This window comes from Flavobacterium sp. LC2016-01, from assembly GCF_009711135.1.
In the GTDB taxonomy this organism is placed as follows: domain Bacteria; phylum Bacteroidota; class Bacteroidia; order Flavobacteriales; family Flavobacteriaceae; genus Flavobacterium.
On the sequence record NZ_WMIC01000011.1, the window covers coordinates 38,896 to 54,821 of the forward strand.

Here is a 15,926-nt window from a genome sequence, read left to right on the forward strand (position 1 = left end):
AAAAAACCTCAAAAACAAATTAATATCCTAAAAAAACCGCTGAAAAAAAATACATATCATAAATTAAGTGTGAAATTAACATTAATAAATTGATATTTTTTTCAAAAAAAAGACCTTTTTCAAGGGTTATTTGTGTAAAATCTACACTTTTTATCAAAAAGCTTCTTTTTAATCAAAAAAACGACTTTTTAAAAAAAATTATGAATACGCTGTTTTAGAATAATTTGCGGTATAAAAAAATTTTTATTTGTAAAAAAAATCTTGTTTATAAGGTTTAATTTTTCGCGCAAATTGCTTCGAATATTAAAAAAACAGCTTATTTTTGTTTCGAAAACGTTTGAAAACGATAAAATATGCTTCCAATTGCAGTTTTATGATGATTTTTTTTAACTTCTTTTTTTGATAATTTTTTGTTTTAAGTGTAAAATCTACATTAATAAATTATGAAACGTATTAGGAAGTTTATATATTTACCACAAAATATTAATTATGCTAAACAGTTATAGCTCTGCTGATAAAGCGTTATTAGCAGTAGATTGTATCATTTTTGGTTTCGACAATCAAGGCTTAAAAATACTTTTAATTAAAAGAGACTTTGAGCCAGAAAAGGGCAAATGGTCTTTAATTGGAGGGTTTTTAAAGCGTGATGAAGTACTGGATAATGCCGCGATACGAATTTTAAATACATACACAGGTTTAAACGATATTTATATGGAGCAGCTTTATGCGTACTCTGAAATTGATCGTGATCCTGTCGAAAGAACCATTTCGGTTTCTTATTATGCTTTGATTAATATCGAAAATCATAATGCCGAACTGATCAAAAATTATCACGCACAATGGTTTAGTATTACCGATGCGCCAAACTTGATTTTTGACCATAATGAAATGGTTGAACACGCCATCAGAAGACTTCGCTACAGAACTTCAATTAAACCTATTGGATTCGAATTGCTTCCGGAGAAATTCACTATGAGGCAGTTATTAGAATTATATGAGGCAATTTTGAGCAAAGAATTGGACAAACGTAATTTTATCAGCAAAATTAATTCATTAGAAATTTTGAATAAATTAGATGAAAAGGATATGCAGTCTTCTCGTAAAGGTTCATATTTGTATACTTTCAACAAAGAAAAATATGAAGAAAAATTACTAAACGATTTTGTTTTGAACTTGTAAAATTGTTTCTCGCAGATTTAGCAGATTCGATAGATTTTCTCTCTACGTTGAAATCTTTTAAATCTGCTAAATCTGCGAGAAAAACATTAAATAAAAAAATAAAACCCTGAAAGCCACAATCTTTCAGGGTTTTTACTTCAATAAAACTACTATTAAAAAACTAACTAATTAATCTTTTTTTTGAAAAATAATCTCTCGCAGATCCGGCAGATTTAGGGAATTTTTTTAATCCTGGAATCAGCTTAATCTGCCAAATCTGCGAGAAAAAAACCTTTTAGCTATTTCCTTTTTGATAATCAGCAAGGAAAGTTGCCAAACCAATATCTGTTAATGGATGTTTCAACAAACCTTCAATTGCGCTTAATGGCCCAGTAATAACATCAGATCCAATTTTTGCGCAATTAATTATATGCATTACATTTCGAACTGAAGCGGCAAGGATTTGAGTTTCATATCCGTAATTGTCATAAATCAATCTTATTTCTTCAATTAGATTCATTCCGTCTGTCGAAATATCATCTAAACGCCCAATAAATGGCGAAACATAAGTGGCTCCAGCTTTTGCTGCCAATAACGCCTGGCCAGAAGAAAACACTAAAGTACAATTGGTTCTGATTCCTTTATTGGCAAAATATTTTATTGCTTTTACGCCTTCTTTAATCATCGGAATTTTAACTACAATCTGCGGATGCAGTGCAGCTAATTTTTCTCCTTCGGCAATCATACCTTCAAAATCGGTTGAAATTACCTCGGCACTGACATCACCTTCTACCAGTTCACAAATTTTTATATAATGATCTAAAATATTCTGTGCGCCCGTAATTCCTTCTTTTGCCATTAATGACGGATTTGTGGTTACACCATCTAAAACACCTAAATCATTGGCTTCTTTAATATCTTTTAAATTTGCTGTATCTATAAAAAATTTCATTTGTCTTTTTTTTGAATGAATTAAAAACTAGTTTGTTTTATCTTTTTGACGAGTTTCTTCCTAGGTATTCTCTTCAATAAAACAAATTAAATAATAAGTGTAAAATTTACATTTACAAATGTATGTAAAATATTTCCACAAAAACAAAAAATTGTTTCCTTATTTTTTTAATTAAAAAAATGATAATTTGTTAAACAATAAGAAAATTGCTTGTGATATAAATACCCGAAAAGAAAATTAACTTACCTCAACACTACAAAGAATTTCGCATAATCAAAGACGATTTGTTTTCGATCTGTTCTTTTTTTCCTTTCAAAACCATTTCGGCTAAAATTTTTCCCATGGTTTCAAAATGAGTCGAAATTGTCGTAATTCCGTTTGCGACAATCTTTTTTAATCGCGTTTCGTTATAAGAGATAATTCCGAAATCAATTCCCAATTTCAAATTCTGATTTCTTGCGTTTTCAATAACATGAACCAGCTCACGATCGGTTGGAATAATATATACATCGCCAACAGCAATTTTTCGATCCGTAAATTCGCTTATGATTTCGTATTCAAAATTATATTCGGTACAAAAAGCTTCAAAACCTATTTTCATACCAAGCGGTTCTCTAAATCCGAGGAAAATTAAAATCAGTTTTTTGTAATTTTTCAATCTTCCTTTGGCATTATACAAACCTTCAAAAATATCTTTCTCGTGATTTTGATAAATCGCCGGATACGCTCTTAAATCAGGATTGGTCTGATCCAGTATGATAACTTCGTTTACTGGTAGGGTTTTTATTGAAGATGCCGTATCGAGCAAATTGGTTGGCATAATAATATATTTCGTGTAATTGCCATTGCTGTCATTGATGAGCTTCTGGAAAACCTGAATATTAAAATGATGAAAGAAAATATCAACCTGAACATTTTTTCCGATGTGCTGTAAAAACGAATTATAAATATCTTCTTTAAAAATATTCAATTCATCAAAAAGTAAAAAAACCTTTTGTTTTATAGTGGTTTCGACGCTTTTAATATAATAGCCTTTACCTGGAATGGCATAAATAATTCCCCTTTTTTTTAATTCTTCATACGCCAGCAAAACCGTATCGCGAGATAAAGAAAAAGCCAGACAGACTTTATTTACTGATGGAAGACGGTCGCCTTTTACCAATTTCTCTTCATCAATCGCTTTTTCAATTGACAGAATTATCTGCTTATATTTTGGCAGACCAATGTTATTTTGGATGGAGATAATATTCATAAAAATTGAAATTTGGCGCAATATACAAAAAACTGGTAGGTACTGGTATGCAAAGGCGAAAAATGTTTCTACTTTTGAATTTCACTTTTGTTAAAAATAGCATGGAAATAAAACATATATCGCATTTTCAAGATGCTTCTGCATATAAATCATTTGGTTTAACGCTTGATAACCAAGAAATTCTTTCTTTCGAATTGTCAAACAAAAACGGAACGAAAGTTCAGTTAATCAATTATGGTGCAACGGTAACTTCAATTAAAATTCCCGTTGATGGAAAATTGGTTGATGTGGTTTTGGGTTTTGATACTTTAGAATCTTATATAAGTTCATACAATTTACCAAGCGCGCCTTATTTTGGAACTACTGTTGGCCGTTATGCCGGGAGAATCAACAAAGGAATTTTTACTTTAAATGGAAAAGAATTTCAGTTGGCCGGAAATAATAACGGAAATGCTTTGCACGGAGGAAATGAAGGTTTTGGAAAAAAAGCATGGAATGTTTCTGATCTAACTTCTGGCGAAAATCCATCCATTACTTTTAATCTTTTAAGCGAAGATTTAGACCAAAATTATCCTGGAGCTTTACATGTTGATTTAAAATATACTTTAACAGAAGCCAACGAATTGAAACTGGAATACAAAGCGACCACAACTGAAGATACGGTTATCAACTTAACGCATCACAGTTATTTCAATTTGAATGGTCATGATTCGACTGTTTTAGATCAGGAAATGACTATTGTTTCAGATAAATTTTTAGAAACCAATTCGGAAAGTATTCCAACCGGAAAATTCACAGCCGTTTCAGGTCATGATTTCGATTTTAGAACGTCTAAAAACTGTCCGCAATCAATTGACAATTCGTTTGTAATTGAACCTTCAAATGATGTTGTGGCAACTTTATACAGCCCGAAAACAAAATTAAAAATGAGTGTTTACACAGATCAGCCAAGTGTACATATATATGTAGGCGGCAACTGTTTTGACACTTTAAAAGGAAAAGAAAACGTAAATTACAGTGCCGTAAGCGGTATTTGTTTTGAAACGCAAAATTTTCCTGATGCACCAAATCAAGAACATTTCCCGAATTCAGTTTTGAAAAAAGGGGAAGAATATCAGCAGACAACGGTTTACAAATTTGAAACTTTAACTTAAGATTTATGAAAAAGATCAAAGTATTATTAGGCCTTTTTGCTGTTGCTGTTTTTGCTTCGTGCACCACGACAAAAGACAGTAAAGATGTAAAAACTGAAGATAAAAGTTTTGCAAAAGGAGCCGATGTTGGCTGGTTGCCACAAATGGAAGCAACGGGTTATAAATTTTATGATACTGACGGAAAAGAAAAAGACTGTCTGCAATTATTAAAAGACCGTGGCATCAACACGATTCGCCTTCGTGTTTGGGTAAACCCGAATAACGATAAAGCAAGCGGACACTGCAGTCCCGAAGAAACTGTTGTGATGGCGGTCCGTGCCCAAAAAATGGGAATGCGCATCATGATCGATTTTCATTACAGCGATTCATGGGCAGATCCTGGAAAACAAAATAAACCTGCAGCTTGGGCTCAACATTCATTTACCGAACTTTTAAATGATGTTTACAATCACACTTTTGATGTATTGACTTTATTAAAAAAGGCCGGCGTTACTCCTGAATGGGTTCAGATTGGAAATGAAATTCCAGGCGGCATGCTTTGGCCGGAAGGAAGCTCAGACAATTTTGCACAATTGGCACAATTGCTTAATAAAGGTTATGACGCGACAAAAGCAATCGATTCAAAAATAAAAGTTGTCGTGCATCTTGACGAAGGAAACAAAAGCGAAAAATTCAGATGGTTTTTTGATAAAGCGACTGCCAATAATGTAAAATACGATGTAATTGGAATGTCCTATTATCCTTATTGGATTAAAACCGATTACAAAAGCACCATTTTAGATTTAGAAAATAATTTAAAAGATATGGCTTCGCGCTACAATAAAGAAGTTATGGTTGTTGAAGTTGGCGGTGATTATACTGAGGTGCAAAACACAAAAGAAATGCTCGAAGCGACTATAAAAGCAGTAAAAAGTGTTCCAAACAATAAAGGTTTAGGTGTGATTTATTGGGAACCGGAAGGCGAAAAAAGCTGGAGCGGTTATCAATTAAGCGCTTGGCTTTCTGACGGAAAACCTTCACCGGCTTTAGATGCTTTCAAATAATAAACAATTAAAAATTTACCATTAAGACATTAAGGCTCATTAAGCTTTGTGTTAAATGAAAGATCATTAAGTTTTGCGTTCGTCTAAAATACATTTATAGCTTGGCTTAATTCTCTTGACAAAGCTTGGACTTAATTTTCTTAATATCTAAATGGTTAAAAAAACAGAAAATGAAATTAATTTTTAAATCCATATTTTTCTTATTTCTACTGAATTTTTCATTCGGAAAAATTCAGGCGCAGTCACGCACAAAAGTAAATTTTGGTGTCGACTGGGAATTTAAAAGAGAAGAAACTCCAGCTCAGGATTGGGAAAAAGTGACAATTCCGCACACCGCTAGATTAGAAAAATTAGTGGTAATCAAGCAGTTTCAAGGAACATCTTGGTATCAGAAAAAATTCAAAACTGCTGTCTCAAAAGACCAAAAAGCCTTTATTTATTTTGAAGGTGTAATGCAGGAAGCTGACGTTTGGATCAACGATAAAAAAGTAACGAATCATAAAGGCGGTTATTTGCCATTTACAGTTGATGTTACGCCGTATTTGAATGCCAATAATGAAAACACAATTAAAGTAAAAGTCAATAACGAAGACAATCCAGATTTTTTACCTGGAAAGCCTATAAAAGATTTAGACTTTAATTACTATGGTGGAATTTATAGAAATGTTTATTTCGTTACCACTTCAAAATTACATATTACAGATGCTGTAAATGCTAATAAAGTGGCAAGTGGCGGTCTTTATGTCAATTTTAAAAACATCAATAAAACTGAAGCTTCAGGAACTGTTCAGGTGCATTTGCAAAATGATTTTGACGCAGAACAAAAAGCTTCTTTAAAATTTATTTTAACCGATAATAAAGGCAAAAATACCGAAATCAAATCGGATAATTTTTTGGTTAAACCGAATGCTGATTTTGTTTTAACTCAAAACATTTCGGTTACAAATCCAAAATTATGGTCGATTCATAATCCGAATTTGTACCAATTAGAAGTTCAGATTATTTCGAATAATAAAGTCGTTGATTCGTATTCAGAAAAAATCGGAATCAGAAAATCAGAAATAAAAGCCGATGGTTATTATTTGAATGATGAAAAAATCTACATTACTGGAACAAACGAACATCAAGAATATCCGTATTTAGGGTACGCCATTTCTGATGAAGCGCAATATCGTGATGCGGTAAAAATTAAAAATGCCGGTTTTGATTTTGTTCGAATGTCACATTATCCGCATGCCGAAGCTTTCTTAAATGCCTGCGACGAATTGGGAATTTTGGTTATGAACAGCTTGACAGGATGGCAATTTTTTGGCGGAGAACAATTTCAAAAAAGTGCTTATCAGGACATTCGCGATATGGCTAGAAGAGACAGAAATCATCCGAGTATTATTTTTTGGGAAGCTTCATTAAATGAAACTAATATGTCGCCAGAATTTATGAAAGAAGCGACAAAAACACTTAAAGAAGAATTGCCTCTTGATCATAATTACAGTGCGAGCTGGATTGACAACGACAATTACGACATCTTTATTCCGGCGCGCCAGCACGCAAAAGCACCGGATTATTGGACAAAATACAACAAAGGAAATCGTAAAATTTTCATTGCCGAATATGGCGATTGGGAATATTATGCTCAAAACGCAGGTTTCAATCAAACCGAATTTGCCAACTTAAAAGAAGAAGAAAGAACTTCTAGACAATTGCGCAGCGCGGGTGAAAAAAGACTTTTACAGCAAGCTTATAATTTTCAGGAAGCATCAAATTCAAACCGAAGAGGAGCATCAACAATTGGAGAAGCAAACTGGGTTATGTTTGATTACAACCGCGGTTACAGTCCAGATTTAGAAAGTTCTGGAATCAGTGATATTTTCAGAATTCCAAAATTTGCTTACTATTTCTATCAAAGCCAGCGCGATGCCAATGTAGTTTTGAATAAAAAATTGTTCTCTGGACCAATGGTAAATATTGCCAATTTTTGGACTCCAGAATCACCACTGAATGTTACTGTTTACAGCAATTGTGATGAAGTGGCTTTGTACGTAAATGATATTTTAATTTCTAAAGAAAAACCAACTGTAAACAATAACAGCGACAAACTGGAACACGCACCATTTATTTTTAAAGTAACAGCATTTCAAGCAGGAACTTTGCGTGCGGAAGGTTTCATCAAAGGAAAAAAAGTGGCTTCAAACAGTGTGAAAACTCCTGGAAAAGCTTCAAAAATTGAATTGAGTTATGATCTTTCTTCGGTAAAAATCAATCCGGAATTTCCAGATATGGTTTTCGTTTATGCCAAAATTACTGACGAAAATGGAACTGTTATTCCAACGGCGACAAACGAAGTAACTTTTGCTTTAAGCGAAGGAAATGCCGAAATCATTGGACAAAATCCCGTTCAGGCTGAAGCCGGAATTGCAACCATTATTTTGAAAACCAAAGACCTGAAAAAGAAAATTGTGCTAAAAGCAACATCAAATAATCTACAAGACAACACTATTACAATTACTAAATAATGAATGAGATTTTAATTCAAAACACCACTGCATTTTTTGAGAAAACTTTCGGGTCTGCTCCTCAAAAAATTGTACTTTCTCCAGGACGAATCAATATCATTGGAGAACATATTGATTATAACGACGGTTACGTTTTACCTGCCGCAATTGACAAAGTAATTTGTTTTGCTTTTGAGAAAAACAATACTCAAAAATCTAAAATAATCGCCATCGATTTAAATGAAGAATTTGAAATTGATTTGACTCAAAAAATCGAATTGAATGATGCCGTTTGGACCAATTATATCCGTGGCGTTATCAAACAGCTTCAGGATAATGGTTTTGCTTTTGAAGGTTTCAACTGTGTTTTCAGCAGTAATATTCCGGTTGGATCTGGATTGTCATCTTCTGCTGCTTTAGAATGCGGGATGATTTTCGGTATAAAAGAACTTTTCAGCTTAAAAATTGAAAAGAAAGACATAGCATTATTAGGACAAAAAGCAGAACACTGGGTTGGAATCAACTGTGGAATTATGGATCAGTTTTCAAGCGTTCACGGACTTGACAACAAAGTAATTAAATTAGACTGCAACACGTTGGAATTTGAATATCACAATGCCGATTTCAAAGATTATTCTTTGATTTTAATGGACAGCAATGTGAAACATTCTCTTTTCACTTCAGAATACAACACAAGAAGAATCGAGTGCGAACAAGGTTTAGTGATTATAAAAAATCATTTTCCAGAAGTAAAAACTTTTAGAGACTGCAAAGAAGAACAGCTTTTGAGCATTCAGGATAAATTTGATCCAACTGTTTTTAAAAGAGTACATTTTGTTGTAAAAGAAATCAACCGAGTAATCAAAGCTTGCGAGGCTTTGGACAAAGGAAATATAGAACTTTTAGGACAATTGCTTTTTGAAACACATTATGGATTATCACAGGAATATGCTGTAAGCTGCGAAGAATTGGATATGCTTGTAGATACTGCAAAAGCTGATGATGCCATTATTGGTTCTCGTTTAATGGGCGGCGGTTTTGGCGGATGCACCATAAATTTAATTAAAAAAGGTCATGAAAATGAGGTAAAAAGTAAGTTTTCAAATCTTTATTTAGATACATTTGGAATTGAATTAAAATTCTATGATGTAAAAATCTCAAACGGAACACAACTACTTTAATACCACAACACATTACATGAAAAATTTTGACATTAACGAAGATCCACACAGACGTTTTAATCCTTTATTAAACGAATGGGTCTTAGTTTCACCTCATCGTGCAAAACGTCCTTGGCAGGGACAAAATGAAACCATCGCTACAGAAGCTTTGCCAAAATACGATCCAACTTGTTATTTATGTCCTGGAAATGTTCGTGCCAACGGAATGAACAATCCAAAATATGAAAACAGTTTTGTTTTTGAAAATGATTTTGCAGCCATGAAACAGGATGAAATTATTTTTGAAGAAGATATCAAACATACTTTCTTTAAAGCAAAACCAGAACAAGGAATTTCAAGAGTAGTTTGTTTTTCACCAAGACATGACCTGACGTTACCAGAAATGGAAATTGACGGAATTGAGAACATCATTAAAACCTGGCAAAAAGAATATACCGATTTAGGAAATATCAAATACATCAATCACGTTCAGATTTTTGAAAATAAAGGAAGCGTGATGGGCTGCAGCAACCCGCATCCGCACGGGCAAATCTGGGCACAGTCTTCATTGCCGACTCAAGTTGAAAAAACACAAAACAGCTTAAAATCATATTACGATAAAAACAACAGAACGCTTCTTAAAGATTATTTAGATGCCGAATTAAAATCTGGCGAGCGCATTGTAATCGAAAATGATCATTTTGTGGCTTTAGTTCCGTTTTGGGCAATCTGGCCTTATGAAACCATGATTTTAAGCAAAAGAGCTTTCGGAAAAATCACTGATTTCACTGCCGAAGAAGCGACTTCATTTGCTAAAATTTTAAAACAGCTAACAACGAAGTATGATAATTTATTCCGTACTTCTTTCCCATATTCATCAGGAATTCACCAAGCCCCAACAGATGGTTTAGATCATCCAGAGTGGCATTTTCATATGCATTTTTATCCGCCTTTATTAAGATCGGCAACGGTTAAGAAATTTATGGTGGGCTACGAAATGTTAGGCGAATCACAACGAGATATTACTCCAGAAAAAAGCGCTGCGATTTTAAGACAGCAATCAGAAGTGCATTATAAAAGTCTATAAAACGGAGTCTGAAAAAAGCAAAAATCAAAAGTATATTAAAATTTAACATAATAAATCTATTATAAATGTAAAAAACACATTTGTAAATGGTGTAGATATAGAATTTTATTATACTTTTGGCTTTCGTTCTTATTTTCATAAAAAAATAACAAAATAAAAACAGATATCTTAGTTTTAATAAGATAAAACAACAAAATAACAGGTTTCGAAATTATATTAAAATGAATTCATAAAACCACTTTATAAACAATCACCTATACTAATTTTTTAAAATACTATTAACAATGAACCAGAACCTCGCTTTTGCCGATTATGCGGTTTTTATTATTTATTTCATCGTAGTTTCTGCCTACGGTTACAGCGTTTACCGCAAACGTAAACAAGACGAACACGACGCTAAAGCTTATTTCTTGGCTGAAGGAAACTTAACTTGGTGGGCTATTGGAGCATCATTAATCGCTTCAAATATCTCGGCTGAACAATTCATCGGAATGAGCGGTGAAGGTTTCTTTTTAGGAATCGCTGTTGCTGCTTACGAGTGGCTTGCTGCTGTTGCCTTAATTATAGTAGCAGTTTGGTTTATTCCTGTTTATCTTAAAAACAAGATTTACACGATGCCTCAATTCTTAAAAACACGTTACAACGAATCTACTGCTTTGATTATGGCGGTTTTCTGGTTGTTTTTATATGTTTTTGTAAACTTGACTTCAATCCTTTATTTAGGAGCTGTTGCTATTAACGGACTTGCGGGTGGACAATATCTGCATGTAATCATGATTGGATTGGCTGTATTTGCTTTATTCATCTCTTTAGGAGGAATGAAAGTTGTAGCTTATACAGACGTTATTCAGGTTGCGGTTTTAATTATTGGAGGTTTAGTAACTTCTTATATTGCATTGACAACTGTTGGTCAATATTTTGGAGTAGGCGAAAATGCAATTGCAGGTTTCAAAGTTTTAATGAGAGAAGCGCCAGAGCATTTCAAAATGATTATCCCAAAACCAACTGCAAATTCATCTCAACTTGAGATCGACAAATACTTAACTTTCCCTGGTTTGATGTCTTACCTTGCTGGTATCTGGATTATCAACTTAAACTATTGGGGATGTAACCAATACATTACGCAAAGAGCTTTAGGTGCTGATTTACAAACGGCTCGTACAGGTATTTTATTTGCTGGTATGTTAAAATTATTAATGCCTTTAATCGTAATGTTGCCTGGTATTGCTGCTTACGTTTTATACCAAAACGGACATTTACCACAATTAGTTGGAGGAAAAGATGGAGCTTACTCAGCTGTATTGACTTTCTTGCCAACAGGTTTAAAAGGACTTTCCGTTGCGGCGCTGACTGCTGCAATTGTAGCTTCTTTAGCTGGAAAAGTAAACAGTATCTCGACTATTTATACATTAGACGTTCATAAAAAATACATTCAAAAAGAGGCGGGTGAAAAGCAACAAGTAAATATTGGTAGAATTGCCGTTTTTGCTGCAATGCTTTTGGCTGTGTTATTTACTTGGAATGACATTTTAGGAATTGGCGGAGTGGGTGGATTTACTTACATCCAAAAATATACAGGTTTCATCAGCCCTGGAGTTTTCGCTATGTTCTTCCTAGGTATGTTCTGGAAAAGAACAACTGGAACTGCGGCTATCGTGGGTGTAATTTTAGGATTTGTTTTATCTGTTTTATTCAACGAATATGCGCCTGCTTTATTCGGAAACGAAACTTTACTTTATACTGCTTATCCTAACGGAAAAGGAGCTTTTGAAATTCCTTTCCACATTTGTATGGGATTATCATTCTTCTTTACGATGTTAGCGATGATCGGAATCAGTTTTGCTGGACCAAAAGTAAATCCAAAAGCGTTTGAAATTGACTCTGAAATGTTTAAAGTAAAACCACAAACTACAGTTTTAATCGTAATTACATTATTGATTATTGTTGCACTGTACGTTAAATTCTGGTAGTATAATTTTTTACTATATTATTTTTTGAAGATTAAAAAGGCTGTCTGTTTTGACGGCCTTTTTTTTATTATTTTTTATTCAAAAAAAACCATTAAAATATTTCTGTTTAATTATTTTTGACCAACTAACATTAACCTTTAACCGAATCAAAAAAAATGAAAAAATTAATTATTGCCTGCTTCTTTATTTCAGCAACTGCCTTCTGCCAAGACATGGAAATTATAAACGGAAGCTTTGATTTTTTAAAAGATCAAAAAGAAATCAACGTAGAATTTGATTACAGCAATTTTACAATGATGAAAGAAAATAAACCGGAAGCACAATATGTAGAAGAACATAAAGCCGATTTAGATCAAAAAGCAAAAGGAAACGGCAATCTTTGGTACAAAAGATGGCTTGTTGCCAAAGAGCAGATCTGGACTCCAAAATTTTTAGAAATTGGAAATATTGTATTAGCCAAAGCTGGTAAAGACGTAAATTTTCAGGAAGGTTTAAATACTCCTTATACTTTAATCGTAAAAACAGTTTGGATTTACCCAGGTTGGGATGCCGGAATTATGAAACAGCCTGCAAAAGTTTCTACTGTTTTGACTTTTGTAGAAACAGCCAACAAATCTAATGTTTTATTAGAAATCTCAAGTATGGAAGCTCCAGGAGATCAATGGGGAAATAATTTTAATAATGAAACCAGAATTGGAGAAGGATTTGCAAAAACAGCAAAATCATTATCTAAACTTTTATTGAAAAAAGCATTTAAATAAAATCATAAAAAAAGCCCTGATTATTCAGGGCTTTGATTTTTTTGCATATTTAGTAAATACGCCATATTTGCTATTACGTGATCGTGTTTCTTAACAAAAGGATTTTCTTCGTTCCAAACATAACCTGCCAAAACAGAACATATTTTTTCCTTAACATCTGGATTTTCCGGCTGATGAAAAAACAAAGTCTGTAAATTTCCGGTGTACCATTCCTGAACATAAGTAGTGAAAACTGCAATACCGCGTTTCATATATTGCGTAAATTCAACTTCCCAGTCCACTTCAATTCCTTGTGATTCTTTTAAATATAGTTTTGCTGCCAACATTCCTGATTCTGTAGCAAAAGCAACTCCTGATGAAAAAACAGGATCCAGAAATTCAGAACTGTTTCCGGTCAAAGCAAAACCGTCGCCGTACATTCTTTTTACAGCTCTTGAATAATTTTCCAATTTTACCGGTTCGAACAAAAATTCGGTTCCTTTAAATCTTTTGATATAATAATCTGATTTCTGAATGGCATTTCGCAAAGCCTCAGCATTGTCTTTGTTTTCTGAAAGCGAATTAATAAAATCTGTTGGACCAACAACGCCTAAACTGGTATTTCCATTCGAAAAAGGAATTACCCAAAGCCAGACTTCAGTTTCTAAAATATCAAACGAAATCTGCGTTCCCTCCTCGCCTTCTTCTCTGTTTATATCTTTAACATGTGTAAAAATCGAAGAATGCGGATCTAATTTTGAAGGTGTGTCCAAGTCTAAAAGTCTAGGCAAAACACGTCCGTATCCGCTGGAATCAACAATAAATTTGGCGTGGATTTCTTTTAAATTTCCATCCTTATCTTTTACAATAGTTTTCGAATTTTTTCCTTCAAAAGAAACTTCCAAAACTTCCGATTCAAATTCCAAATCGATTCCTTTTCGAACCACTTCCTGCGCCATTGTGTTGTCAAAATCAGCACGCGGTACCTGCCAGGTCCAATCCCAGCCTTCTCCAAATTTCTGGCTAAAATCAAAAACGCAGATCTCTTCGCCTCTAATAAAACGGGCTCCTAATTTTTTTTCAAAGTTCATCGCGTTTAGCGCATCATAAAGCTCCGCCTCTGCAAAATGATCCATCACTCGCGGAATAAGGCTTTCGCCGACCACAAGTCTTGGGAATTTTGCTTTTTCTACAACTTTAACCTTGACATTATTTTTATGAAGATACGATGCCGAAACACATCCTGAAGGTCCTGCACCAATCACTAAAACATCAACAAACTCCTTTGTCATAATAAAAATGTTATGAATTATTAACTTACATTTGCCATCATCAAAATAACTACATTTATTTTGATAAATAAAATTAAATTAGCACAATCAAATACGGTTTAATGAACACAATTAATGAATATTTAAGTTTAGCAGAATTCGAGTCAATCATTTTTGGAAATAATAAAGTTGCAATCAGTGATGTAGTTTTAAATCGAGTAAATGAAAGCTTTAATTTCCTGAAAGAATTTTCGGGAAACAAAATAATATATGGTGTAAATACTGGTTTTGGACCAATGGCTCAATATAGAATTAAAGAGTCAGACCAAATTCAGCTGCAATATAATTTAATCCGAAGCCACTCTTCAGGAACTGGGAAACCATTGAGCCCGGTTTGTGCAAAAGCAGCAATTCTGGCACGTTTGAACACTCTTTCATTAGGAAATTCTGGTGTTCATCCTTCAGTTATCCACTTGATGGCGGAATTAATTAATAGAGACATTACACCTCTAATTTTCGAGCACGGCGGTGTCGGAGCGAGCGGTGATTTAGTACAGTTATCACATTTAGCGTTAGTCTTAATTGGCGAAGGCGAAGTTTTTTATAAAGGAGAAAGAAGACCAACTCCAGAAGTTTTTGAAATTGAAGGTTTAAAACCAATTCAGGTTGAAATTAGAGAAGGTCTGGCGTTAATCAACGGAACTTCGGTAATGACAGGAATTGGCGTTGTGAATGTTCATCATGCGAAAAAATTATTGGACTGGTCGTTAAAATCTTCTTGCGCGATCAACGAATTGGTGCAGGCGTATGACGATCATTTTTCGGCAGAATTAAACCAAACCAAACGTCATAAAGGACAGCAGGAAGTAGCTGAAAGAATGAGACAAAATCTTTCTGACAGTACTTTAATCCGCAAAAGAGAAGATCATTTATATTCGGGAGAAAATACGGAAGAAATTTTCAAAGAAAAAGTTCAGGAATATTATTCTTTAAGATGTGTACCTCAAATTTTAGGACCAGTTTTAGAAACTATTAATAATGTTGCTTCGATTTTAGAAGACGAATTCAACTCGGCAAACGACAACCCAATTATCGACGTAAAAAACAAACATGTTTACCACGGAGGTAATTTCCACGGCGATTATATTTCGCTTGAAATGGATAAATTAAAAATCGTTATTACGAAATTAACCATGTTGGCAGAACGTCAATTGAATTATTTATTGAATTCAAAAATCAACGAAATTCTTCCTCCATTTGTCAATTTAGGAACATTAGGATTTAATTTCGGAATGCAGGGCGTTCAGTTTACGGCAACCTCAACAACTGCCGAAAGTCAGATGCTTTCGAACCCAATGTACGTGCATTCAATTCCTAACAACAATGACAATCAAGACATTGTAAGTATGGGAACAAATGCGGCGGTAATTACCTCAAAAGTAATCGAAAATGCTTTTGAAGTTTTGGCTATCGAAATGATTACCATCGTTCAGGCAATTGATTATTTAGGTCAAAAAGATAAAATTTCATCGGTTACCCGAAAATGGTACGACGATGTTCGAAACATAATTCCTGTGTTTAAGGAAGATCAAGTAATGTATCCTTTTGTTCAAAAAGTAAAAGATTATTTAATCAACAATTTGTAGT

At 33.6% G+C, this 15,926-nt stretch carries 12 protein-coding genes; 9 read left to right on the top strand and 3 right to left on the bottom strand.

Features of this window, described 5'->3' with window-relative positions; all coding sequences use genetic code 11:
• Window positions 1-489 precede the first annotated feature (489 nt).
• Window positions 490-1,179: an NUDIX domain-containing protein gene (locus GKZ88_RS19520; protein WP_133523625.1), complete on the top strand. Its 690-nt coding sequence runs from the start codon at window positions 490-492 to the stop codon at window positions 1,177-1,179.
• Between the two features lie 274 nt (window positions 1,180-1,453).
• Here the strand turns inward: GKZ88_RS19520 and fsa are convergent, their stop codons facing one another.
• Both fsa and GKZ88_RS19530 read right to left on the bottom strand, forming a co-directional pair.
• Window positions 1,454-2,110, bottom strand: a complete 657-nt coding sequence (gene fsa / locus GKZ88_RS19525; protein WP_155103996.1) for a fructose-6-phosphate aldolase — start codon at window positions 2,108-2,110, stop codon at window positions 1,454-1,456.
• A 253-nt stretch (window positions 2,111-2,363) separates the two neighbouring features.
• Window positions 2,364-3,362, bottom strand: coding sequence for a GntR family transcriptional regulator (locus GKZ88_RS19530; RefSeq protein WP_155103997.1), 999 nt, complete (start codon window positions 3,360-3,362; stop codon window positions 2,364-2,366).
• A 101-nt stretch (window positions 3,363-3,463) separates the two neighbouring features.
• Between GKZ88_RS19530 and GKZ88_RS19535 the strand changes: the two genes are divergently transcribed.
• The 7 genes from GKZ88_RS19535 to GKZ88_RS19565 all read left to right on the top strand — a co-directional run bounded on the left by GKZ88_RS19535 (window position 3,464) and on the right by GKZ88_RS19565 (window position 13,029).
• A complete protein-coding gene (locus GKZ88_RS19535) occupies window positions 3,464-4,516 on the top strand; it encodes an aldose epimerase family protein (RefSeq protein WP_155103998.1) in 1,053 nt (350 codons plus the stop codon).
• 5 nt (window positions 4,517-4,521) lie between these two features.
• Window positions 4,522-5,559, top strand: coding sequence for a glycosyl hydrolase 53 family protein (locus GKZ88_RS19540; RefSeq protein WP_155103999.1), 1,038 nt, complete (start codon window positions 4,522-4,524; stop codon window positions 5,557-5,559).
• 170 nt (window positions 5,560-5,729) lie between these two features.
• Window positions 5,730-8,072 (top strand): glycoside hydrolase family 2 TIM barrel-domain containing protein, encoded by a 2,343-nt coding sequence (locus GKZ88_RS19545; protein WP_155104000.1) that lies wholly within the window; start codon window positions 5,730-5,732, stop codon window positions 8,070-8,072.
• Window positions 8,072-9,232 (top strand): galactokinase, encoded by a 1,161-nt coding sequence (gene galK, locus GKZ88_RS19550; RefSeq protein WP_155104001.1) that lies wholly within the window; start codon window positions 8,072-8,074, stop codon window positions 9,230-9,232. The genes GKZ88_RS19545 and galK overlap by 1 nt, the downstream gene beginning before the upstream one ends.
• Before the next feature lie 16 nt (window positions 9,233-9,248).
• Window positions 9,249-10,298 (top strand): UDP-glucose--hexose-1-phosphate uridylyltransferase, encoded by a 1,050-nt coding sequence (locus tag GKZ88_RS19555; protein WP_155104002.1) that lies wholly within the window; start codon window positions 9,249-9,251, stop codon window positions 10,296-10,298.
• A 284-nt stretch (window positions 10,299-10,582) separates the two neighbouring features.
• Complete coding sequence (locus GKZ88_RS19560) at window positions 10,583-12,268, top strand: sodium/sugar symporter (protein ID WP_155104003.1); 1,686 nt, start codon at window positions 10,583-10,585, stop codon at window positions 12,266-12,268.
• Between the two features lie 155 nt (window positions 12,269-12,423).
• Complete coding sequence (locus tag GKZ88_RS19565) at window positions 12,424-13,029, top strand: hypothetical protein (protein ID WP_155104004.1); 606 nt, start codon at window positions 12,424-12,426, stop codon at window positions 13,027-13,029.
• A 20-nt stretch (window positions 13,030-13,049) separates the two neighbouring features.
• Here GKZ88_RS19565 and GKZ88_RS19570 read toward each other — a convergent pair whose 3' ends face one another.
• The gene (locus GKZ88_RS19570) at window positions 13,050-14,300 is read right to left on the bottom strand and encodes a tryptophan 7-halogenase (protein ID WP_155104005.1); all 1,251 of its coding nucleotides are present in this window, start codon (window positions 14,298-14,300) and stop codon (window positions 13,050-13,052) included.
• Between the two features lie 101 nt (window positions 14,301-14,401).
• Between GKZ88_RS19570 and GKZ88_RS19575 the strand changes: the two genes are divergently transcribed.
• The gene (locus tag GKZ88_RS19575) at window positions 14,402-15,925 is read left to right on the top strand and encodes an aromatic amino acid ammonia-lyase (RefSeq protein ID WP_155104006.1); all 1,524 of its coding nucleotides are present in this window, start codon (window positions 14,402-14,404) and stop codon (window positions 15,923-15,925) included.
• Window position 15,926 lies beyond the last annotated feature (1 nt).

Bases quoted from the DNA above. Each gene is read 5' to 3' on its own strand.
- GKZ88_RS19520 (WP_133523625.1), top strand. From the start codon at position 490: ATGCTAAACAGTTATAGCTCTGCTGATAAAGCGTTATTAGCAGTAGAT.
- fsa (WP_155103996.1), bottom strand. From the start codon at position 2,110: ATGAAATTTTTTATAGATACAGCAAATTTAAAAGATATTAAAGAAGCC.
- GKZ88_RS19530 (WP_155103997.1), bottom strand. From the start codon at position 3,362: ATGAATATTATCTCCATCCAAAATAACATTGGTCTGCCAAAATATAAG.
- GKZ88_RS19535 (WP_155103998.1), top strand. From the start codon at position 3,464: ATGGAAATAAAACATATATCGCATTTTCAAGATGCTTCTGCATATAAA.
- GKZ88_RS19540 (WP_155103999.1), top strand. From the start codon at position 4,522: ATGAAAAAGATCAAAGTATTATTAGGCCTTTTTGCTGTTGCTGTTTTT.
- GKZ88_RS19545 (WP_155104000.1), top strand. From the start codon at position 5,730: ATGAAATTAATTTTTAAATCCATATTTTTCTTATTTCTACTGAATTTT.
- galK (WP_155104001.1), top strand. From the start codon at position 8,072: ATGAATGAGATTTTAATTCAAAACACCACTGCATTTTTTGAGAAAACT.
- GKZ88_RS19555 (WP_155104002.1), top strand. From the start codon at position 9,249: ATGAAAAATTTTGACATTAACGAAGATCCACACAGACGTTTTAATCCT.
- GKZ88_RS19560 (WP_155104003.1), top strand. From the start codon at position 10,583: ATGAACCAGAACCTCGCTTTTGCCGATTATGCGGTTTTTATTATTTAT.
- GKZ88_RS19565 (WP_155104004.1), top strand. From the start codon at position 12,424: ATGAAAAAATTAATTATTGCCTGCTTCTTTATTTCAGCAACTGCCTTC.
- GKZ88_RS19570 (WP_155104005.1), bottom strand. From the start codon at position 14,300: ATGACAAAGGAGTTTGTTGATGTTTTAGTGATTGGTGCAGGACCTTCA.
- GKZ88_RS19575 (WP_155104006.1), top strand. From the start codon at position 14,402: ATGAACACAATTAATGAATATTTAAGTTTAGCAGAATTCGAGTCAATC.